Source organism: Halobellus limi, from assembly GCF_004799685.1.
Classification (GTDB): Archaea; Halobacteriota; Halobacteria; order Halobacteriales; family Haloferacaceae; genus Haloquadratum; species Haloquadratum limi.
On sequence record NZ_CP031311.1, the window covers coordinates 2660680 to 2682433 of the forward strand.

Sequence of the window (21754 nt, forward strand, 5' to 3'; positions counted from 1 at the left end):
GCCGAGCGGAGGGCGGCGGACGGCGGCGTCGAAACTGACGGCAGAGCGGGCGGCGGTTACAGCGCGTCGCGGCGCTTGAGTTCCTCGACGACGGCCCTGAGGTCGGCCTCGTCCTCGATGGCGGCCTTGATGTCCTCGCGGACGCGGACGGCAGTCGAGTCGGCGTCGTAGGCGCGGACGTACTCCGCGCGGGAGTGTTCCTCGAAGGCGTGGCGGATCGCGAAGTAGCCGTCGGGGACGATGCTGCCGCAGACCGTGCACTCGTGGCGGTCGTGTTCGACCGTCTGGTGGATGATCGCGGATTCGACGTCCTCGAAGCGCTCCGCGCAGCCGTCGATGCCGCACTTCCACAGGGACATACCGCAAGCCACGGCCACCGGCGACAAAACCGTTCCGCAGCCGACGGCGAATAGAAATCACTAACAGAACGCCGATCAAACCGGCGGACGTGACCGACACGGCCGCGTCCGGACCGGGATCGGAAGCCGACGCCGAGTCGAGCGAGGCGGTCTCGGCGCCCGGGGACGACACCGTGCCGGGCGAGGCGGTCTCGGCGTCCACGGACGACGCCGTTCCGGGGGAGACCCACGTCGACCTCCACGTGAAGGTGCTGAACGACCGGGTCGTCGACCACGCGAAGGCCCGCGGCCTCGACGTGCTCGTGTACGCACCGCATTTCACCCGGCTCCCGGAGATCCGCGCCCGCGCGGAGTCCTTCTCGGACGAGGACCTGCTCGTCGTCCCCGGTCGCGAGGTCTTCACCGGCACGTGGCGGAACCGACGGCACGTCCTCGCCGTCGGGCTCTCCGAACCGGTCCCCGACTTCATCTCGCTTTTGGGGGCCCTCGACGCCTTCGAGCGACAGGGCGCGGCCGTGCTCGTCCCTCACCCCGAGTTTCTCAACGTCAGCCTCGGCGCCGACGACCTCCGGGCCCACGTAGACCGGGTCGACGCGGTGGAGACGCACAACCTGAAGCTCTTCGCGTATCAGAACCGACGGGCGCGCCGCCTCGCCCGAGAGGCGGACCGCCCGGGGTTCGGCTCCTCCTACGCGCACCTCGGCGGCAGCGTCGGAGAGGTGTGGACGGCATTCGACCGGGAGATCGACTCCGAGGCCGACCTCGTCGCGGCCCTGCGCGAGGGCGCTTCGCGTCGGATCCTGCGACGGAACGGGGCCCGACACACCGCCCGGAAGCTCGCCGAGTTCGCCCACCTGGGCTATGAGAACTCCTGGAGCAAGATCGATCGGCTGTTCCTCTCGGGGATGGAGCCGACGCATCCGGACCACGTCGCCTACCGCGGTCGGTTCGACGACGTCAAAACGTACTGAGAGCCGACGGCCCGGACGGTCAATCAGACCCCGACGAGCGTCCCGATCAGATTCGCCGCGTCCGGCAGCGGCGTGTTGAGCGCGACCAGGTAGTTGTGGACGAGAAACAGGACGAAAAGCTCCATCGCCGTCACGACCACGGTCACCCTCGTCGCCCACTTGCTCGAGGTCGCGACGCCGGTCGGGAACCCGTACTCCGTCGAGGAGAGCGGATACCAGAGGGCGATCCCGCGCTTCGAGCCGACGACGTCGAGGAGGTAGTGCGTCCCGACGCCGATCCAGACGAACTGGAGGTTCCCGAAGAGATACGGGAACGCGAGGAAGATCCCGAGCACCGGGAGGTTGTGAAGCGTCTTGCGGTGCCGACCGAACGCGGTGTCGACGTCGGGGAACAGCGCCCCCAGAATGACCGGCAGCGACAGCGCCGCGACCGAGCGGGCGACCTCACCCGCGAGCGCCGCGACGCCGTCGATCGTGACCCCGCCGCCCTGTCCGCCGACGATCGGACCGGCCGTCGGATCGATCGACAGGATGACCCCCAGTCCGATAGCCAGAAGCGCCCCGTTCAACACGTGCCCGTCTTTGTTCATCGAGTGAGACTGTGGGGGTCAGCCCTACAAACGTTGTGCCTGCGGACGGCGTCGCCGTCGCGGGATCTGTGCCGCGTCGGAAGCGTGGAACCCGTCACCCGTCGACGGCGTCGTACAGCGTCGAGAGCGCCTCCCGGGCGATCCGCTCTTTGATCTGGGTGCGGTCGCCCTCGAACTCGTGGCGTTCGACCCGGGTGTAGGACTCGCCGGACCCCCACTCGCCGCGGTACGCGAGGCCGACGTAGACGGTTCCGACCGGCTTCTCCGGCGTGCCACCCTCGGGGCCGGCGATCCCGGTCGTCGAGACGCCCCAGTCGGTGCCGGCGACGTCGCGGACGCCGGCGGCCATCTCGCGGGCGACCGGTTCCGAGACCGCGCCGTGCTCGTCGAGCGACTCGCGGGCGACGCCGAGCGCGGTCAGTTTCGCGTCGTAGGAGTAGGTGACGAGCGAGCGGTCGAAGTAGTCCGACGATCCGGGCACGTCCGTCAGGAGCGACCCGATCAGGCCGCCGGTGCAGGACTCGGCGACGGCGACGGTCGCGTCCGCGTCGCGAAGCGCGTCGCCGACGCGGGACTCGATCGGCGGGTCGGAGGCGAACTCTCGCATAGTCGTCGGGACGGCGTCCGGCGATAAAAGTCTCGTCGCCACCGCGTCCCGTCTCGCGGCCGCGAACCGCACCGGACGTCGAGCACCGCTCCGTCTATGCGAAAGCCACACCGCCCAGTGCGAAAGACACACCTCCCCGGCGGCCGACGCTGGGGACGAATGACAGACGCGGACGACGCGTACGACGAACCGGTCTTTCAGCGCGTCATCGGGTACGCCGCGGCCGCCGACCGCGACGTCGTGGACATGGTGTCGGGCCACCCCGACTGGGAGCCGCCGACCGCGCTCCGGGAGGGCCTTCGCACCTACGCCGACGGCGACCCCCCGGAGTTCCAGTACCCGCCGAGCGAGGGGCTCAGAGGGCTCCGCGAGGAGATCGCGGCGCGGCGAAACGTCGAGCGGTCGCGCGTGGTCGTCACAAACGGCGCGGGCGAGGCGAACTACCTCGCGATGGCGCGGGCGATAGAGCGCGACGTCGGCTCGGAGTTTCTCCTCACCGACCCCGTCTACCCGTACTACCCCGGGAAAGCGGAGTTACTCGACGCGGACGCCACCCGCGTGCCGGTCCGCGAGGACGGGCACGTCGACGTCGACGCGATGCGCGCGGCAGCGAGCGACGAGACCGCGGCCGTCGTGCTCAACACGCCGAACAACCCGACCGGCGCGGTCTACGACCGCGAGTCGGTCGCGGCGCTGGCCGACGTCGCGAGCGAGGTCGACGCGCTCCTCGTCGTCGACGAGGTGTACGACCACTTCGACTTTTCGGGCGAATTCGAGAGCGCGCTCACGCTCGACCGCGACAACGTCGTCGTCACCACGGCGTTCTCGAAGTCGATGGGGATCACGGGCCTCCGCGTCGGCTACGCCGTCTTCCCCGAGCACCTGATCGAGGGCGCGCTGACACGGCACACCCTTGTCAACGTCGCGACGAGTCGGCCCGCACAGGCCGCGGTCGCGAATGCGCTGAAGGAGACGCCGCCGTCGTACTACGAGTCCGTCCGCGACACCCTCCGCGAGCGGATCGACTCGTTCACCGACGCCCTCGACGACGCCGGCGCGGCGTACACCACGCCGGAGGGCGCGTTCTACGTCCTCGCGCGCTTCGAGGACTTCCCCGGAACGATGGCGAACGTCGAGCGCCTGATCGACGAGGCCGGCGTCGCGGGGATGCCCGGCGAGGTATTCGGCGACGCCTACGGCGAGTGGATCCGCTTTTCGCTCTGTACCGACCGCGCCGACGAGGCGGCCGATCGGCTCGCGGCGTACTTCGAGGGGCGCTGAGAGAGTCGATGTGAGACCGTCCGAACCGGACCGAGTCGACCTCAGACCGTCCGGAGGTCGTCGGTCGCCCGCCACCGGATCGCGGCCGAGGCGACCTCGTCGGCGCGTCTGATGATCTCCGCCTCGATCGTCGCCGGTTCGACCGCCGTCCGGTCGGTGTGCGAGAGGACCACGTGTGCGAGTTCGATCGGGAGACCCGCCCGGGCGACGACGTGGACGCCGTAGTAGGGGTGGCCGAGCAGGTCGTAGACGGCCGTCTCCTCCATCCCGGCGAACTCCGCGAGTTTGCTCACGTCGTGGACGAGCGCTCCCGCGACGAGGGTGTCGACGTCGAGCGCGAGCCTGTCGGATCGCCGCTCGCCCAGCGTCTCCGCGAGCGCGACGGCGCAGGTCGTCACGTCGCGGACGTGGTCGACCAGTCCCTCGTCGTCTAGCCCCAGTTCGCGCTGGGTCGGCGGCAGCCACGGCACGGCGGAGAGGTCCTCGACCTCGTTCTCGGCCGCGGCCGTCGCCCACGCGTCGGCGACGCCCGCGCGCAGGTCGTCGTCCTCGATCGCGTCGACCTCCGGAAACGTCGCTCGGATTGCGTCCGCGTCCATACTCGCGGACAGGCCGTCCCGACAGTATAGCGCTCCGGTTCCGACCGAGAAGTACACAAGTCCCCGTCTCGTCGTGCCGCGTATGTCGAGCACCGACGTCGACGCCGCCGACAGCGACCACGAGCGCGGGGGAGAGACGGGGACGACAGAGGACGACCACGCGGTCGACGTCGAACCGGTCGAGAGCGTCGATTCCGGGGCGGCGGACGGCGAACCGATCGAGGGCGTCGACGCCGCCGGACTCCCCGAGTCCGTCGACGCGCCCGACTACGTCCTCTACGGCGGGAAGGGCGGCGTCGGCAAGACGACGATGGCGGCCGCGACGGCGCTGGCGTCGGCCGCGGCGGGCACCGCGACGCTCGTCGTCTCCACCGATCCGGCGCACTCGCTGTCGGACACCCTCGGCGTCGACGTCCCCGCGGAACCGACGCGGATCAGGGACGACTGGCCGCTGTACGCCGCCGAGATCGATCCCGACGCGGCCGTCGGCCCGTTCGCCGGCGGTCCGGGAGACGAATCGACGGTCACGGAGGACGGCGGGGGCGGCTTCGACCCCGACGCCGACGTGGACGAGAACCCCTTCACGGGGGGCGACGGGGCGGGCGCCGCCGGCGACGACGCAGGCGCCTCGCCGTTCGGCGACCTCGGCGGGATGGAGGACCTCCTCGGCGGCGCGATGGGGCCCGGATCGATGCCCGGGGCCGACGAGGCGGCGGCGATGCAGCAGTTGCTCGAATACCTCGACGACCCGCGGTTCGACCGCGTCGTCGTCGACACCGCGCCGACCGGGCACACGCTCAGACTGCTCGAACTGCCCGAGATGATGGACTCGATGCTCGGGCGGATCGCGAAGATGCGCCAGCAGTTCTCGGGGATGATGGAGGGCGTCAAGGGGATGTTCGGGATGGGGAGCGACGACGCCGCGACGCCCGACCTCGACGAGCTCCGCGAGCGGATCGAGCGGCTGCGGACGGTCCTGCGCGACCCGGCGAAGACCGACTTCCGGGTCGTGATGATCCCCGAGGAGATGAGCGTCGTCGAGACCGAGCGGCTGGTCGAACGGCTCGACGGCTACGGCATCCCCGTCCAGACGCTCGTCGTCAACCGCGTGATGGAGGACCTCGCGGACGTGACGGCGACCGAGGTGGACGAGCGGTGGGTCGTCTCGCCGGACCTGGACAACTGCGAGTTCTGCCAGCGCCGCTGGGGCGTCCAGCAGGACGCCATCGGCCGCGCGACGGAACTGTTCCGGGGCCGAGACGTCAAGCGCGTGCCGCTCCTGGCCGAGGAGGTCCGCGGCGAGGAGGCGCTGCGGGTCGTCGCCGCGTGTCTGGAGTAGGCCTCACCCGGCCGGCACACCCGGCGGCCGGCGACTACAATTTTCGCAGGTACCGGTACGCCGTGTCGAGCCACCGCGCGGGCAGGTGCCGCGCCAGCACGGTGACGCGCGCGGCGGTCCCGGGCTGGTACCGCGCTCGGGGCTTCGTCGAGGAGGCGGCGTCGACGACGTCCTCGGCGACGCGCTCCGGGGAGACGGCGCCGAGTCCGCCGCCGCCGATGAGTTTCGTGTCCGAGAAGAGTTCGTAGAACGACTCGTAGGCGCCCGAGCGCTCCAGTCCGGGGATGTCGCCGTCGTCGCCGTCTCCGCCCTCCGCGGCGTCCCGTGACGCGCTCCCCTCGCTCCCGTTGACCTCGCGCTCTACGCGGTCGGAGAACTGGGTCTCGACGGGGCCGGGTTCGACCACGACGACGTCGACGCCGTACTCGTCGACCTCGTTTCTGAGCGCGTCGCTCATCGCCTCCAAGGCGAACTTCGACCCGGCGTAGACGCCGCCGCCGGGGAAGGACACGCGGCCGGCGGCGCTGGAGAGGTTCACGATGGTCCCCTCCTCCTGCTCGCGCATGTGCGGCAGGACGGCGCGGATCAGCCGGTGCGGCCCGTAGACGTTCACGTCGAACTGCCGGTGGACCTGCGCCGTCGGCACGTCTTCGAGCGGCCCCATCTGTCCGAACCCGGCGTTGTTGACGAGACAGGTGAGGTGGCCCTCCTCGTCGATGATCCGGTCGACCACCCGGTCGACGTCGTCCCCGTCGGTGACGTCGAGCGTCGCGATGCGGCAGCCCTTCTCGCCGAGCGTCTCGACGTCGGCGGGGTTTCTGGCCGTCGCGTAGACGCGCCAGTCCTCCTCGAGGAAGGCGAGCGCCGTGGCGCGGCCGATGCCGGACGAGCAGCCGGTGATGAGGACCGTCTTCGGATGCACAGCTACGGGAACGGTCCGCGCGGTGTTAACTGTGGGCGATTCGTCACCGCGAGATGGCTCCGAGGTCCGCGGCGGGACGCGTCGGGCCGTCCGGTCGGCCCTATGGCAGAGGGTATCGAGCTCCCGCCTCCCGGACCACACGCTTAACTTCCGTCCACGGGTGCATCGAGTATGCGATTCGACCGACGATCAGGCGTCTTCCTCCACCTCACGTCGCTTCCCGGACCGCACGGAATCGGGGACCTCGGCGGCGGCGCGCGGGCGTTCGTCGACTGGCTCGACGCCGCAGAGCAGTCCTACTGGCAGTTCTGTCCCCTCGGGCCGACGGCTCCGGTCCACGGCGACTCGCCGTATCAGGCCTACTCCGCGTTCGCCGGCAACCCGCTCCTCGTGAGCCTCGACCGGCTCGTCGAGGCGGGCTATCTCGACGCGGCGGATCTGGAACCGGTCCCCGACTTCTCCGAACACGAAGTCGACTACGACCGCGTCCGCGAGTACAAGACCGACCGGCTCCGGACCGCCGCGGAGCGGTTCCGGTCGGCGGACGGCGACGACGGCAGCGCGCGGGCGTCCGGAAGCGCCACCGAAGCCGACCGCGAGGCCTTCGAGGCGTTCCGCGAGCGCGAGTCGGGATGGCTCGACGACTACGCGCTGTTTATGGCGCTGCGGACGCGGTACGACGGCGCGTGGACGTCGTGGCCGGAGCCGATCCGGGCCCGCGATCCCGACGCCCTCGACGCCCACCGCGAGGAGTTGGCGCCGGAGGTGCACTACCGCGAGTTCGTCCAGTTCGTCTTCGACCGGCAGTGGCGCGACCTCCGGGAGTACGCGCACGAACGCGGGGTCGACCTCGTCGGCGACCTCCCGATCTACGTCGCTCTCGACAGCGCCGACGTCTGGGCGAGTCCCGAGGCGTTCGATCTCACGCCCGACCGCGAGCCGGCCGCCGTCGCCGGCGTCCCGCCGAACCCGCAGGACGACGGCCAGCGGTGGGGCAACCCCGTCTACGACTGGGAGACCCTCCGCGAGGCCGACTACGACTGGTGGCTCGCGCGCCTCGATCGCCTGTTCGACCTCGTCGACGTCACCCGGATCGACCACTTCAAGGGATTCGACGAGTTCTGGGCGATCCCCGCCGACTCCGACTCGCCGGCCGACGGCGAGTGGCGCGACGCGCCGGGCGCGGACTTCTTCGAGACCGTCGGCGAGCGACTGGGCGAACTCCCGTTCGTCGTCGAGGACCTCGGCTTCCTCGACCAGTCGCTCGTCGACCTCCGCGAGCGCTTCGGCTTCCCCTCGATGCGGGTGCCCCACTACGCGGACTGGTGCCAGGAGGGCGATATGTACCAGCCGATGCACTACCCCGAGAACAGCGTCGCGTACTCGTCGACTCACGACACGAACACCCTCGTCGGGTACTGCGAGAACCTCTCGGACAGACAGCGGAGCTGTCTGGAGTATAACATCGGCGCCGACGGCTCGGAGCTCCACTGGTCGATGATCGAGGCGGTCTGGCGCGCCGATTCCGTCCTCGCGTTCACGACGATGCAGGACGTCCTCGGGCTCGACGAGCACGCCCGGTTCAACCGCCCCGGGACGACCTCGGGCAACTGGTCGTGGCGCTGTACGGTCGAGGCGTTCTCCGAGGCGTTGGCCGATCGGCTCGCACGGCTGACCGACGAGCACATCAGGAACTGACCGGCGGCGGCCGACAGTATAAGTCGCTCCGAACAGAAGGGCCGACAACGCGTCCGAGAACGTAGCTATGGGGGAGCCGAATTCCGAGTCGGAGACGGGGGGTACGTCGGGAGCCGGAGCGGCGGCCGTGCCCGGAGGAGAAACGGAACACACACCGGACGGTGACGAACCGGCCACCGACGGCGGCACCGTCGCCGGCGACGACGCGGCGAGTGACTACGGAGACGACCGCGCGGGGACAGACGACGAAGCCGACCGCACGAGGACGGGCAGCGAAGCCGACCGCACGAAGACGGACAGCGAGGCCGACGGCGACGCGGTCGGGAACGGGGCCGCAGCGGGGAACGGAGCCGCCGGCGAAGACGCGATCGACCGCCTCAGACGGCGGATCCGCCGCGCGATCGAGGTCCTCAGGGGGTCCTCGATCGACGTTCGGCCGTACCGTCCCGGCGACGGCGTCTTCGCCGAGTTCGAGGTGCCGGACGGGGAGGAACTCGTCGACCGCTACTGGGTGAACGCGCCGTACGCCTACGTCGTGATCACCTACGCCGACGAGGAGAGCGAACACTACTACTACGCGGTCGAGCCCGAACTCGACGACTTCGAGGCCGAGCTCCTCGCCAGGACCAGAGTCGACATCCGCGATCCGCTCCTGTACGCGACCGACGCGGAACCGACCGCCGAGGAGACGCTTCGCGACGAGCTCCGGAGCCTGCTCGAACAGTACGGCGTCGACGTCTCGATGCGGACGTTCCACGCGCTCTTGTACTACCTCGCCCGCGACTTCCGCGGGTTCGACCGCATCGATCCGCTGATGCACGACCCGCACATCGAGGACATCTCCTGCGACGGCTACGACCTCCCGATCTTCGTCTACCACGACGAGTACACCGACATCGAGACGAACGTCGCCTACGCCGCCGACGACCTCGACGACTTCGTCATCCGCCTCGCCCAGGAGTCCGGCCGGCACGTGAGCGTCGGCGATCCCGTCGTGGGGACGACGCTCCCCGACGGCTCGCGCGTCGAACTCGCGCTCGGCGAGGAGGTGACGCCGCGGGGGTCGGCGTTCACCATCCGGAAGTACGCCGACGAGCCGTTCACGCCGATCGACCTCATCGACTACGGGACGTTCTCGATCGAGGAGATGGCCTACCTGTGGCTCTGCATCGAGAACAACAAGAGCCTCATCTTCGCCGGCGGGACGGCGTCGGGAAAGACGACGTCGATGAACGCCGTCTCGATGTTCATCCCGCCGCGCGCGAAGGTCCTGACCATCGAGGACACCCGCGAGCTGTCGCTGTATCACGACAACTGGCTCTCGTCTGTCACGCGTGAGCGCCTCCACGAGGGCAGCGACATCGACATGTACGACCTCCTCAGGTCCGCGCTCCGACACCGCCCGGAGTTCATCATCGTCGGCGAGGTCCGCGGAAACGAGGCCGTCACGCTGTTCCAGGCGATGAACACGGGGCACACGACGTTCTCGACGATGCACGCCGACAGCATCGAGACGGTGATCAACCGCTTGGAGAACGAACCGATCAACGTCCCGCGGGCGATGGTCCAGTCACTCGATCTCCTGTGCGTCCAGACGCTGACGCGCGTCGAGGGCGAGCGCGTCCGCCGCTCGAAGACGATCGGCGAGATCGGCGAGATCGACCAGCGGACCGGCGAACTCGACTACTCGCGGGCGTTCAGGTGGAACCCCGGAACGGACTCCTTCGAGGGGGGCGACTCGAACCTCCTCGAGGAGATCCAGCGGGATCGCGGGTGGAGCCGGACGGAGCGAAAGCGCGAGATGAACCGGCGAGAGCGCTTTCTGGAACTGCTCTCGGAACTCGGGACGACCGACTACCGACAGTTCACCGCGCTCGTCAACGAGTACTACGCCGACCCCGAGCGCGTGATGGAACGGCTCGAAGCCGCGCGGGAGGAGGCCTCCGACGACGTGAGAAGTACCGACGGCGCGTCCCCCGATCTCACCGAGGCCGGCGAAGCCGAAGTCGACGGCGGCGGGGGCGTCACGGGCGATCGCGACGGGGAAGACAGCGGCGAGGGCGTCACGGGCGATCGCGGCGGGAAAGATGGCGACGAGAACTCGGAAACGAGAGCCGACGAAGGGGATAGGGCCGATGGCAGCCGTTGAGCTGCTCGGGTACGTGCCGCTGCTACTCGTGACGGTCCTGGCGCTTCCGGTGGCGCTCGTCCCCGTCAGCGACCGCGCGCGGTTGCTCGTCTCCCGGCTCGCGCTCCCGATCTTCGGGCGGTACGTCGCCGAAGACAGCCCGACCCGTCGCCGACAGCGCGAACGGATGCGCGCGGCGTTCGTCGGCGAGAGCCACCGGGTGTTCGCCTCCCAGACGCTCTTTATCGCCGGCGTCGCCGGCGTCGCCGGGAGCGTCTACGGCGTCTACGCGGGAGCGGCGATCCTCCGCTCGCTGGCCGTCGACGTCGACGAACTCCGCGCGTTGCTTCCGACGCCGCTCGAGTTCCTCGCCGCGATCGTCCAGGTGCCGAACCTCTCGCTCCTCCAACTGTTCGGCCTGCTACTCGTCGCGGGCGCGACGGTCGGATCCGCGCTCGCGCTCGGAACCTACTGGGCCCGCTGGGAGTTTCTCGATCAGCGCGCGCGGACCCGCGGAATCGAGATCGACGCGACGCTGCCGCGGACGGTCGCGTTCGTCTACGCGCTCTCGCGGTCCGGCATCCCGTTCCAGGAGGTGCTGCGAACGCTCTCCCGCAATCAGGACGTCTACGGCGAGGCGGCACGGGAACTCGGTGTCGCCGTCCGCGACATGGACACCTTCGGAACCGACATCCTGACCGCCCTCCAGGGGACCGCGAGCCGTACGCCGAGTGAGAACCTCGAGGAGTTCACCGAGAACCTCGCGAGCGTGCTCTCGTCGGGGCAGAGCGTCTCGTCGTTCCTGCGGGACCAGTACGAGCGGTTCCAGGAGGAGGCGCAGGAACAGCAGCGGCAGTATCTGGACCTGCTCTCGACGTTCGCGGAGGTGTACGTCACCGTCCTCGTCGCCGGACCGCTGTTCTTCATCACCGTCCTCGTCGTGGTCGGGCTCGTGATCCAGAACACGCTCACGCTGGTTCGAATCGTGAGTTACGTCGGGATCCCGCTGGCGACGTTCGGGTTCGTGGTCTACGTCGACAGCATGACCGAGGGACTGAACCTCCCGAATCGGGGCGGCGACGACCAGTCGCGACTGGCGTCCGACAGGGGAAGCGAGGACGACGCGAGCGGCACGCAGCCGGTCGCCAGCGCCGGCGAGGCGGCGGGGGTGACCGACGGCGGGATCGTTTACCGGGAGGCTGTCGAGCAGGACGCCCACGCCGAAAACCGGGCACGACTGGCGGTCTACGATCGGATCGGTGCGTTCCGCGAGACGCTCTCGCACCCGCTCGAAACGGTCCTTCGGGCGCCGGCGTACTCGCTGGTGCTGACCGGCCCGATCGGACTCCTCCTGATCGGGCTGTCGATCGGCGGAGACGCCCGGGACGCGATCGGACGGCTGACGCAGCCGTCGACCGATCCCGCCGCCGCGGTCGCGGACCTGGTCGCGGTGGTCGACGGGCCGATCGTGCTCGCGACGATCCTCGCACTCGCCGGGGTCGCCGCCGCACACGAGGTGCAGAAGCGGCGGATACGCGCGATCGAGGCGGACATGCCCGACTTCCTCAGTCGGATGGCGAGCATCAACGAGGCGGGCGTCACCGTCGTCGGCTCGCTGGGTCGGCTCGCCGACGCCGAACTCGGGCGGCTCGGTGACGAGATCGCCCGCGTGTGGCGGGACATCCGGTGGGGGGCGAGCGTCAGCGACGCGCTCACGAGGATGGAGCGGCGAACGAACGCCCCGACGGTGTCCCGGGCGGTGACGCTCGTCCGGAACGCGATGGCCGCCAGCGGCGACATCAGCCCGGTGCTCCACATCGCGGCCGACGAGGCCCAGGAGATCCGACGGCTCCGCCGCGAGCGGCGACAGGAGATGCTCACCTACCTCGTCGTCATCTACGTCTCCTTCTTCGTCTTCCTCGGGATCATCGTCGCGCTGACGGTGTCGTTCATCCCGGCGATCGAGGCGGCGGGACGGTCGACCGGTGGCGCCGTCGGCGGCGTCGGCGGCGTCAACGCCGGCGTGCTCGGGGGGCTGCAGTCGGTCAACACCGGCGCTTACGAACTGCTCTTCTTCCACACCGCGGCGATCCAGGGCGTCTGTTCGGGGATCGTCGCCGGACAGTTGGGGGAGGGCAGCGTCGCGGACGGGCTGAAGCACGCGACGGTCCTCCTGGTCGCGACGTACCTGGTTTTCGCGCTGCTGTGAGCGGAAGATCCGACCGATCGACTTCTCGGACTCGGCCGGTCCGGCCGTCCCCAGGGCGGACGGGTCCGGCCGTCTCGGAATCGACCGTCCCCGGACCGACCGAACAACGGACCGCGCGAGCGATACCACCACGGACCACCGGGGCTTTGTGTCGCGGCCGCCAGCCTCGACTATGGACGACGAGCGGGCGAGTCCGGTCAGAGAGACCTACGACCGGATCGCCGAGCACTTCGCGGCGACGCGTGAGTACCCCTGGCCAGAGGTGACGGCGTTTCTCGGCGGCGACCCCGCCGACGCTGACGACGGCGCTCCCGCGGACGTTCCCTCGGCCCTCGCTGGCGGGGCCGCATCGGCACTCGGCGGCGAACCGGACACCGCAGACGGGCCGGCAGGCCGGTTCGGTCTCGACCTCGGGTGTGGCAACGGTCGCCACGCCGAGTCGCTCTCGGCGGTCGTCGGGCGCGTCGTCGGCGTCGACGTGAGCGCCGGACTCCTCCGGACGGCGGAGAGACGGTCGAGAGAGCGGGGCTTCGCCGACTCGCTCGAACTCGTCCGGGGCGACGCCGCGTCGCTGCCGCTTCGGGCGGACGCCGTCGACGTCGCCGTCTACGTCGCGACGCTGCATCACCTCCGGTCTCGGGAACGGCGAGTGGCCAGCCTCTCGGAACTGGCGCGCGTGCTCGCGCCCGGCGGTCGCGCCCTCGTGAGCGCCTGGTCGACCGCTCACGACCGCTTCGACGAGACGTCGGGCTTCGATACGACCGTCGCGTGGACGCTGCCGGGCGGCGAGCGCGTCCCGCGGTTCTACCACATCTACGATCCCGACGAGTTCGAGGCGGACCTGGCGGCGAGCGACCTCGACGTGGTCGCGAACACGGTCTCCAGCGGCAACTGCTACGCCGTCGTCACGCCCGATACGGCGGGGGCGAGTGACTGATACTGATTACTCTCGTCTCTTCCCGCCGAGCACCGTCAGCGGAGGTGGCGCTCAGCGGGACAAGGTGGGGGCAATCGGTGTGAGAGAGGCGTGGTACCGTTTCCCGGGTGGTCGCTCCCGGCGCACGCGAACTCTGCGTTTAAGTCGTCGCAACTGATATAAAGAGACGAATGAGCGAAACAGCGGAGGTAAACGACTACGAGGTAGTCGTCGTGGGGGGCGGTCCGGCGGGACTCCAGACCGCGCTGTACACGACGCGACTGGGGCACGACACCGCCGTCGTCGACCGCGGCGGCGGCCGCGCGGCGATGATGCTGGAGACGCATAACGTGATCGGCGTGCCGGAGGACACCTCGGGGAACGAGTTCCTCCAGACCGCACAGGAGCAGGTCGAAGCCTACGGTGCGGACGTGGTCCGCGACTTCATCGTCGAGGTCGAGCGGACCGAGGACGGTCGGTTCCGTCTGGTCGGCAACGACGGCGAGTTCCGCGCAGAGCGCGTTGTCCTCGGCGTCGGCTTCAACGACGAACGGCCGGATCCGCCCGTCCCGCGGACGGGGCGCGGACTGCACTACTGTCTGCACTGCGACGCCTACATGTTCGTCGACCGGCCGGTCTACGTGATGGGGACCGGCGAAGCCGCCGCCCACGTCGCGATGATTATGCTCAACTTCACCGACGACGTGGACGTCCTGCTCCGCGGTGAGACGCCCGAGTGGAGCGACGAGACCGACGAACAGCTCCGCGGGCACCCCATCGACGTCGTCGAGGCGGAGATCACCGGGATGCAGAAGGGCGAAGACGGGTGGCTGGAGGCCTTCGAGTTCGACGACGGCTCGGTGCGAAAGTACCGCGGCGGGTTCCCGATGTACGGCTCGAACTACAACACCGCGCTCGCAGAGCAGCTGGGCTGTAAGTTGAACGACGACGGCACCGTCGTCGTCGACGAGAGCATGGAGACGACCGTCGACGGCGTCTACGCCGTCGGCGACATCACGCCGGGGCACAACCAGATCCCGGTCGCGATGGGCAAGGGCGCACAGGCCGGCCTCGACATCCACTACGGCCTCCGGGAGTTCCCGCGGGACCTCGAATCCATTCGGGAAGACGGGCCCGTCTCCCCCGACGAACTGCCGGGGATGGGCGATCGCGTCCGCGCCGCCGCCGCGGAGTTCGAGGAGGCGCGCGCGCCGCCGCTGGAGACGCCCCGGGCGGAAACCGCGGACGACGACTGAATCGACCGAGCCCGGTACACACTTCTCGAAACGGTGTCACGGCACCAACGTCGCGGTTCTCGAAGGGGGACGACCCCAGAGAACGGGTTCGAGTCGAAAGGGTAACACCCTTATTCGGGGACCGGGAACAGGCGAGTGAGGTCGGTGCCGCGTGACTGCGGTGACGACCGGAACGAACGAGCGCCGGTGGTCTAGTGGTAGGACCTGAGCCTTCCAAGCTCATGGCCCGGGTTCAAATCCCGGCCGGCGCACTCCCTACAGTCGTGCTCCGGCCGACGTCCCACTCGTTTCGCTCGCGGGACTCCCGGCCGACGCATTTCTGCTCCGAACGAAGTGAGCAGAGAAATCGCAACGGTGGGATTTGAATCAGGGAGCGGCGCGAGCGCAGCGAGCAGAGCGACCGTGGTTCACAATCCCGGCCGGCGCACTCCCTACAGTCGTGCCCCGCCCGACGTCCCACTCGCTTCGTCGCCGGCGCTACGCGACGCCTTCCAGCGGGACCATCGGTCCCGCCCGGCTCGCGGGACTCCCGGCCGGCGCATTCCTGCCCCGAACGAGGTCTCAAGGGTACCACTGCGGAGGGACTCGTCAGGCCGAGCGGTGACCCGGCCGCGACAGATCAAGTCACTCACCGTCATCACGGGCACCGACGACATCGGACCATCATCTTCGTTCTCGTCGTTCGTCGAACGTCGAATGAGGATTCACTCGGATTTGTATAATATATATTACCTTATATGTGGTTAGTGAACCCTTATGCTTACAGGAGAAAGTCCTTTAGGGGGTAGGCCTAGGGGGACGTATGACCAAGCCACACGAACACACGACTGGCGAGTCCGTCGGACTCGCGGACCCGACGGACGAGCGGTCGAACTGCGGCGTCGGTGCCGTCATCGACCTCGATGGCGGTCGGTCGCACGAAACCGTCGCCGACGGGATCGAGTTGCTGGAGAACCTCGAACACCGCGGCACGACCGGCGCCGAGGAGAACACCGGCGACGGCGCGGGGATCATGATCCAGCGGCCCGACGAGTTCTTCGACGCCGTCGTCGATGCCGACCTCCCCGAGGAGTACGCGGTCGGCTCGATCTTTATGCCGCAGGACGACGCCGCGCGCGAGGGCCTCGTCGCGATCTTCGAACGCGTCCTCGCCGAACACGACCTCGACGTCGTTCACTGGCGCGACGTCCCGACCGACAACGCCGACCTGGGCGCGACCGCGCTCGAATCCGAACCCGACGTCTGGCAGGCGTTCGTCGTTCCCGAGGGCGACCTCGACGACGACGCCTTCGACCGGGCGCTCTACGTCGCCCGCCGCGCCGTCGAGAACGAGGTCGAGAAGCTCGACTCCGAGGGCGCCGCGCGGTTCTACATCTGCTCGCTCTCCCGCCGGACGCTCGTCTACAAGGGGCTGCTGAAGGGCGAACAGCTCGCCGACTACTACCCCGACCTCGACGACGAGCGGCTGCGGACGACGCTGACGCTGGTTCACGCGCGGTTCTCGACGAACACTCTGGGCGCGTGGCACCTCGCGCACCCGTACCGACACATCGTCCACAACGGCGAGATCAACACGATTCAGGGGAACATCAACTGGATGCGGAGCCGGGAGACGGACTTAGAACACCCCGAGTTCGGCGACGACCTCGAGACGCTGAAGCCCGTCATCAACGACCCCGATCAGTCCGACACAGCCTCCGTCGACAACGCGGTCGAACTCCTCCTGCAGGGCGGTCGCGACCTCCCGCACGTCCTCCGGATGCTGATCCCCGAGGCGTACCGCGGGGACGACCGGATGAGCGAGGAACGCCGTGAGTGGTACGACTACCACGCGTCGCTGATCGAGCCGTGGGACGGCCCCGCGCTCGTCGCCGCGACCGACGGCGACCGCGTCGCGGCCGTCCTCGACCGAAACGGGCTGCGGCCCTGCCGCTACGACGTCACGACCGACGACACGCTCGTGATGGCCAGCGAGGTCGGCGCGCTCGACACCGACCCCAGCGAGATCAAAGAGCGCGGCCGGCTCCAGCCCGGCCAGCTGTTCGTCGCCGACCCCGAGGAGGGTCGCGTCATCCCCGACGAGGAGGTCTTCGAGTCGCTCACCGACGAGAAGTACGGCGAGTGGGTCGACGAGGAGCAGCGCCAACTCGACGCGCTCGTCGACGCCGACGACTACGAGCCGCGCGAGGACGTCGACCACCTCCGCGCCTCGCAGGCGGCGTTCGGCTACACGCACGACCAGCTGAGTCACCTGATCGAACCGATGGCGAAAGACGGCAAGGACCCCGTCGGATCGATGGGCGACGACACGCCGCTGTCGGTACTCTCGGATTTCAACCGACCGCTCTTCACCTACTTCAAACAGCTGTTCGCGCAGGTCACGAACCCGCCGCTGGACTACATCCGCGAGGAGCTCGTCACCTCGCTTGAGTCCCGGCTCGGCGCACAGCGGAACCTGCTCGACGAGACGGCCGAACACGCCCGACAGCTCGTCCTCGACTCCCCCGTCCTGACGGACGCCCAGACGGCGGGCATCAAGTCCCTCGGCGAGGAGGCGACGGACGCGATGGATTCGACGATCGTCGATATCACGTACGAGCGTGAGCGCTCGCTCGAAGCCGCCGTCGAGCGCGTTCGCGAGGACGCCGCAGAAGCCATCGAGTCCGGATCGGACGTCGTCGTCCTCTCCGATCGGAACCTGAACCCCGATCGGATCGCCATCCCGAGTCTGCTCGTCACCGGCGCGGTCCACCACAGCCTCGTCCGGAACGGCCTCCGGAACCACGCGGGTCTCGTCGTCGAGTCCGGCGACCCCCGCGAGGTGCACCACCTCGCGACGCTGGTCGGCTACGGCGCGGACGCGGTGAACCCCTATCTCGCCTACCAGACGATCTCGGACGTCGTCGCCGGTCCCGACGGCGCGGACGAGAGCGAGGCGATCGCCGCCTACAAGAAGGCGCTCGAGGACGGCCTGCTGAAGACGATGGCCAAGATGGGCATCTCGACGGTCGAGTCCTACCAGGGGGCGCAGATCTTCGAGGCGGTCGGACTCGACTCAGAGTTCGTCGCCGAGTACTTCGAGGGGACGGAGATCCGCACCGAGGGGATCGGCATCGACGTGATCGAAGAGGACGTCCGGACGCGACACACGGTCGCGTTCGGCGAGGACCCCGACCTCGACCGGCAGGGCGAGTACGAGCACCGCTCGGACGGCATCCACCACCAGTGGAACCCACAGACGGTGGGGACGCTCCAGCAGGCGGTCCGCTCGGGCGACTACGAGAAGTACCAGGAGTTCGCCGACCTCATCAACGATCAGTCCGAGGAGCTACAGACGCTCCGCGGGCTGCTGGAGTTCGATTCCGACCGGGATCCGGTATCGATCGAGGAGGTCGAGCCCGTCGAGGAGATCGTCGAGCGCTTCTCGACGGCGGCGATGTCGCTCGGCAGCCTCTCGCCGGAGGCCCACGAGAACAACTCGATCGCGATGAACCGCCTCGGCGCGAAGTCCAACACCGGCGAGGGCGGCGAACCGCCCGAGCGGTTCGGCACCGAGAAGGAGTGCAACGTCAAACAGGTCGCCTCCGGCCGCTTCGGCGTCACCTCCGAGTACCTCACGAACGCCGAGGAGATCCAGATCAAGATGGCGCAGGGCTCGAAGCCCGGCGAGGGCGGTCACCTCCCGGGCAAGAAGGTCAACGAGATGATCGCTCACGTCCGCTTCGCGACGCCGGGCGTCGGGCTCATCTCGCCGCCGCCGCTGCACGACATCTACTCGATTGAGGACCTGAAGCAGCTGATCCACGACCTGAAGGCGGCCAATCCGGAGGCGGACATCAACGTGAAGCTGGTCTCGGAGGCCGGCATCGGCACCATCGCCGCGGGCGTCGCGAAGGCCAACTCCGACGTGGTCCACATCTCCGGACACGACGGCGGGACCGGCGCGTCGCCGAAGACGTCGATCAAGAACGCCGGCCTCCCGTGGGAACTCGGTCTCGCGGAGGCGAACCAGATGCTGCGGGCGACCGACCTCAGATCCAGGATCCGCGTCACCGTCGACGGCGGGATGAAGACCGGCCGCGACGTCGCCGTCGCGGCGCTGCTGGGCGGCGAGGAGTACGTCTTCGGCACGGCGTCGCTCGTCACCTCCGGTTGCGTGATGGCGCGACAGTGCCACGAGAACACCTGTCCGGTCGGCGTCGCCACCCAGCGCGAGAACCTCCGGAACCGGTTCCCCGGCCAGCCGGAGCACGTCATCAACTACATGACGTTCATCGCCCAGGAGCTCCGGGAGATTATGGCCGACCTCGGCTTCACCTCGCTGGACGAGATGATCGGTCGCCCGTCGCTTCTCACCCAGCGCGAGACCGACCACGAGAAGGCCAGACACCTGGACCTCTCGGACGTCATCGCCGAACCCGCCGGCGGCGCTCGCCACAAGACCGAATCGCAGACTCACGCGGGCGTGGACGCACAGCTCGACCACCAGCTGATCGAGCGCGCAGAGCCGGCGCTCGAAGAGGGCGAACCCGTCGCCATCGACTCGCCCATCTCGAACGTCGACCGCGCGGTCGGCGCGATGCTGTCGAACCGCATTTCGAGCGCGCACGGCGGTGCGGGCCTCCCGGACGACACGATCCGGTGTGACTTCGACGGCGTCGCCGGCCAGTCCTTCGGCGCGTTCCTCGCGAACGGGGTGACGATGGAACTCACCGGCGCGGCGAACGACTACGTCGGCAAGGGGCTCTCCGGCGGGAAGGTGATCGTCGAGACGCCCGACAACGCCGCCTACGAACCCGACGAGAACGTCCTCATCGGCAACGTCGCGCTCTACGGCGCGACCCAGGGCGAACTGTACGTCAACGGCGTCGCCGGCGAGCGCTTCGCCGTCCGCAACTCCGGCGTGAAGGCCGTCGTCGAGGGCGTCGGCGATCACGGCTGCGAGTACATGACCGGCGGCGTCGTCGCAGTGCTGGGCGACACCGGCCGCAACTTCGCCGCGGGGATGTCCGGCGGCGTGGCGTACGTCTACGACCCCGACGACGAGTTCGCGGCGAAGACGAACAAGGGGATGGTGTCGCTGGAGGACGCGCTCGACGAGTCCGACCGGCAGATGCTTCGGCGCCTGGTCGAGAACCACGCGACGTACACCGACAGCGACCGCGCGGCGTGGATGCTCGACGACTGGGGCGAGGTCATCTCGGACTTCGTGAAGGTGATGCCCGACGCCTACGCCGAGGTCATCGAAGAGCGCGCCCGCGACGACGTCCGCAAGGAACTGCCGCCGGCCGCGGCGGCGACGGCCGCCGGCGACAGCGACGCGGTCGCTCAGACCAGCGACGACTGACGCGCTTTTTTGAATACCGTCCGTCGCGGCTCCGCGGCGAACGGATCCGAAGTGGCGAACAGTCGGCACGCTCGCGACGCTTCTCGCGCCGGCGTGCCGAACACCCGCGACCCGGCGCGAGGTCGCTCTCAGATCACGGGGGTTGTGGTCCCGTCATCGTTCATAAACCCTCGCGCCGGCGACGCGTCCCGCAGGGGCGCGCGACAGCACACTTAACTCCGCGACGGTGAAATCCAGGGGTATGCGAGTCGGGGGGGAAAGGAGCGAATCGCGGCGGGGGCGGGAGCGCGACCGGGCGGTGAGCGAGACGATCAGTTTCGTCCTCGTCTTCTCGCTGGTCATCGCCTCCGTCGGGACGGTCTACGCGGTCGGTGTCTCGGAGCTGGAGGCGACGCGCGACGCGGAGCGCGTCGAGAACGCCCAGCGAGCGTTCGACGTCCTCGCCGACAACCTCCGCGACGTGATCGGAGGTGCGCCGAGCCGCGGCACCGAAGTGAAACTCGCCGACGCGACGGTCCGTTCGACCGAGGGCGCCGCGATGAACGTGACGGTCGATCCGGCGGACGGGCCGCCGCAGTTCTGGGCGTTCTCGTCGTCGCCGCTCGTCTACGACGCCGCCACCGGCGGAGAGATTCGACTCAGCCACGGGGCGGTGCTCCGCGACAGCGACCGGGGCGGCGCGTCGGTCGTGCGCGGTCCGCCGCTCGTCGTCGACGACGACCGTATGCACATCACGCTGATCAGACAGGAGCACGTGGGGACCGCCGCGGTCGGCGGATCTCAGACCGTCCGCATCCGGACCGCCGGGAGCAGGACGCGACGCTTCTACGACGACGCCGGCGTCGCTCACGACGTCAGGTTGAACCTCACGACCCCCTACACCGACGCGTGGGCCCGGCAGTACGAGTCCGCCGGATTCGACGACTGCGACACGGTCACCGAGCCGAGTCCCGGTTCGCCCGGGCGGATATCCTGCACCGTCTCGGACGTCGACCGCGTGACGGTCGTCTGGATCCGCGTCACGACCTCCTTCGAGTGAGCGGCGTCGGACGCGAAACTGGAGTGTCACTCGGACCACACTCAAACGCGGATTTGAGCCTTAGGTGGGTATATGTCGACTCGGGACCACGTCTCGTGTATGGTCCCCGAACGAGCGACCCGAGCGCGCCCTCCACGCGCGAGCGGTTCCGCGACTCCCAGCGACAGCGACGCATCGGCGCACAGCGAAGACGTCCACGTCCGAAGCTACGCCCATCAGGTGGGTTACGATCTGGAACTCGAAGTCGTCGATCCCGACGGGTCGGTGGCGTTCGAGGGGCGATACTACCTCCAGCCGGGCGCGATCGAGAGTGAGGTAGACGTCGTCCCCGAGGGCGAGTACGAGGTCCGTGCGGTCCTCGACGGCGATCGGGAGACCGTCAGCCGCTGTCGGATCGGTTCGGACCCCGAGGAGACGGTCGTCGTCGAGGTCGGGAACGGGATTCTCAGCCTCACGCAGGGCCTTCGGACGCGGTGAACGCCGACTTCGGTCC

The 21754-nt window shown here is 69.1% G+C and carries 16 protein-coding genes and 1 tRNA gene; 12 read left to right on the forward strand and 5 right to left on the reverse strand.

Annotation, left to right across the window (positions count from 1 at the left end):
• Nucleotides 1–56: 56 nt before the first annotated feature.
• Nucleotides 57–359, reverse strand: coding sequence for a DUF7565 family protein (locus DV707_RS13225; protein WP_103992774.1), 303 nt, complete (start codon nt 357–359; stop codon nt 57–59).
• 242 nt (nt 360–601) lie between these two features.
• Here DV707_RS13225 and DV707_RS13230 point away from each other — a divergent pair, with 242 nt between their 5' ends.
• Nucleotides 602–1330, forward strand: coding sequence for a PHP-associated domain-containing protein (locus DV707_RS13230; protein ID WP_235010844.1), 729 nt, complete (start codon nt 602–604; stop codon nt 1328–1330).
• 23 nt (nt 1331–1353) lie between these two features.
• On the opposite strand, the gene DV707_RS13235 is transcribed toward DV707_RS13230, so the two are convergent.
• Together DV707_RS13235 and DV707_RS13240 are read right to left on the reverse strand one after the other, a co-directional pair.
• Entirely contained in the window at nt 1354–1920 is a 567-nt protein-coding gene (locus tag DV707_RS13235) for a metal-dependent hydrolase (RefSeq protein ID WP_103992775.1), read from the reverse strand.
• Nucleotides 1921–2014: 94 nt separating this feature from the next.
• Nucleotides 2015–2527, reverse strand: coding sequence for a CinA family protein (locus DV707_RS13240; protein WP_103992902.1), 513 nt, complete (start codon nt 2525–2527; stop codon nt 2015–2017).
• 159 nt (nt 2528–2686) lie between these two features.
• Between DV707_RS13240 and DV707_RS13245 the strand changes: the two genes are divergently transcribed.
• A complete protein-coding gene (locus DV707_RS13245) occupies nt 2687–3808 on the forward strand; it encodes a pyridoxal phosphate-dependent aminotransferase (protein ID WP_103992776.1) in 1122 nt (373 codons plus the stop codon).
• 41 nt (nt 3809–3849) lie between these two features.
• Here DV707_RS13245 and DV707_RS13250 read toward each other — a convergent pair whose 3' ends face one another.
• On the reverse strand, nt 3850–4407 hold the full coding sequence (locus DV707_RS13250) for an HD domain-containing protein (protein WP_103992777.1): 558 nt from the start codon (nt 4405–4407) through the stop codon (nt 3850–3852).
• A gap of 82 nt (nt 4408–4489) precedes the next feature.
• Here DV707_RS13250 and DV707_RS13255 point away from each other — a divergent pair, with 82 nt between their 5' ends.
• Nucleotides 4490–5746, forward strand: a complete 1257-nt coding sequence (locus DV707_RS13255; protein ID WP_103992778.1) for an ArsA family ATPase — start codon at nt 4490–4492, stop codon at nt 5744–5746.
• Between the two features lie 34 nt (nt 5747–5780).
• Here the strand turns inward: DV707_RS13255 and DV707_RS13260 are convergent, their stop codons facing one another.
• A complete protein-coding gene (locus DV707_RS13260; protein WP_103992779.1) occupies nt 5781–6668 on the reverse strand; it encodes an SDR family oxidoreductase in 888 nt (295 codons plus the stop codon).
• A 171-nt stretch (nt 6669–6839) separates the two neighbouring features.
• On the opposite strand from DV707_RS13260, the gene malQ reads away from it, so the two are divergent.
• The 9 genes from malQ to DV707_RS13305 all read left to right on the forward strand — a co-directional run bounded on the left by malQ (nt 6840) and on the right by DV707_RS13305 (nt 21738).
• Entirely contained in the window at nt 6840–8366 is a 1527-nt protein-coding gene (malQ, locus tag DV707_RS13265) for a 4-alpha-glucanotransferase (RefSeq protein WP_103992780.1), read from the forward strand.
• A gap of 127 nt (nt 8367–8493) precedes the next feature.
• Nucleotides 8494–10515: a type II/IV secretion system ATPase subunit gene (locus DV707_RS13270; RefSeq protein WP_394337415.1), complete on the forward strand. Its 2022-nt coding sequence runs from the start codon at nt 8494–8496 to the stop codon at nt 10513–10515.
• On the forward strand, nt 10502–12703 hold the full coding sequence (locus tag DV707_RS13275) for a type II secretion system F family protein (protein WP_103992782.1): 2202 nt from the start codon (nt 10502–10504) through the stop codon (nt 12701–12703). Before DV707_RS13270 ends, DV707_RS13275 begins: the two co-directional genes overlap by 14 nt.
• 172 nt (nt 12704–12875) lie before the next feature.
• The gene (locus tag DV707_RS13280; protein WP_103992783.1) at nt 12876–13640 is read left to right on the forward strand and encodes a class I SAM-dependent methyltransferase; all 765 of its coding nucleotides are present in this window, start codon (nt 12876–12878) and stop codon (nt 13638–13640) included.
• A gap of 170 nt (nt 13641–13810) precedes the next feature.
• A complete protein-coding gene (locus DV707_RS13285) occupies nt 13811–14875 on the forward strand; it encodes an NAD(P)/FAD-dependent oxidoreductase (RefSeq protein ID WP_103992784.1) in 1065 nt (354 codons plus the stop codon).
• A 180-nt stretch (nt 14876–15055) separates the two neighbouring features.
• A tRNA-Gly gene (locus DV707_RS13290) sits at nt 15056–15126 on the forward strand.
• A 551-nt stretch (nt 15127–15677) separates the two neighbouring features.
• The gene (gene gltB / locus DV707_RS13295; protein ID WP_103992785.1) at nt 15678–20222 is read left to right on the forward strand and encodes a glutamate synthase large subunit; all 4545 of its coding nucleotides are present in this window, start codon (nt 15678–15680) and stop codon (nt 20220–20222) included.
• Between the two features lie 241 nt (nt 20223–20463).
• Entirely contained in the window at nt 20464–21261 is a 798-nt protein-coding gene (locus DV707_RS13300) for a DUF7289 family protein (RefSeq protein ID WP_136361883.1), read from the forward strand.
• Between the two features lie 99 nt (nt 21262–21360).
• Nucleotides 21361–21738 carry a hypothetical protein gene (locus DV707_RS13305; protein ID WP_103992787.1) on the forward strand — a complete coding sequence of 126 codons (378 nt, stop codon included), beginning with the start codon at nt 21361–21363 and terminating at the stop codon, nt 21736–21738.
• Nucleotides 21739–21754 lie beyond the last annotated feature (16 nt).

Bases quoted from the DNA above. Each gene is read 5' to 3' on its own strand.
- DV707_RS13225 (WP_103992774.1), bottom strand. From the start codon at position 359: ATGTCCCTGTGGAAGTGCGGCATCGACGGCTGCGCGGAGCGCTTCGAG.
- DV707_RS13235 (WP_103992775.1), bottom strand. From the start codon at position 1,920: ATGAACAAAGACGGGCACGTGTTGAACGGGGCGCTTCTGGCTATCGGA.
- DV707_RS13240 (WP_103992902.1), bottom strand. From the start codon at position 2,527: ATGCGAGAGTTCGCCTCCGACCCGCCGATCGAGTCCCGCGTCGGCGAC.
- DV707_RS13245 (WP_103992776.1), top strand. From the start codon at position 2,687: ATGACAGACGCGGACGACGCGTACGACGAACCGGTCTTTCAGCGCGTC.
- DV707_RS13250 (WP_103992777.1), bottom strand. From the start codon at position 4,407: ATGGACGCGGACGCAATCCGAGCGACGTTTCCGGAGGTCGACGCGATC.
- DV707_RS13255 (WP_103992778.1), top strand. From the start codon at position 4,490: ATGTCGAGCACCGACGTCGACGCCGCCGACAGCGACCACGAGCGCGGG.
- malQ (WP_103992780.1), top strand. From the start codon at position 6,840: ATGCGATTCGACCGACGATCAGGCGTCTTCCTCCACCTCACGTCGCTT.
- DV707_RS13275 (WP_103992782.1), top strand. From the start codon at position 10,502: ATGGCAGCCGTTGAGCTGCTCGGGTACGTGCCGCTGCTACTCGTGACG.
- DV707_RS13280 (WP_103992783.1), top strand. From the start codon at position 12,876: ATGGACGACGAGCGGGCGAGTCCGGTCAGAGAGACCTACGACCGGATC.
- DV707_RS13285 (WP_103992784.1), top strand. From the start codon at position 13,811: ATGAGCGAAACAGCGGAGGTAAACGACTACGAGGTAGTCGTCGTGGGG.
- gltB (WP_103992785.1), top strand. From the start codon at position 15,678: ATGACCAAGCCACACGAACACACGACTGGCGAGTCCGTCGGACTCGCG.
- DV707_RS13300 (WP_136361883.1), top strand. From the start codon at position 20,464: ATGCGAGTCGGGGGGGAAAGGAGCGAATCGCGGCGGGGGCGGGAGCGC.
- DV707_RS13305 (WP_103992787.1), top strand. From the start codon at position 21,361: ATGGTCCCCGAACGAGCGACCCGAGCGCGCCCTCCACGCGCGAGCGGT.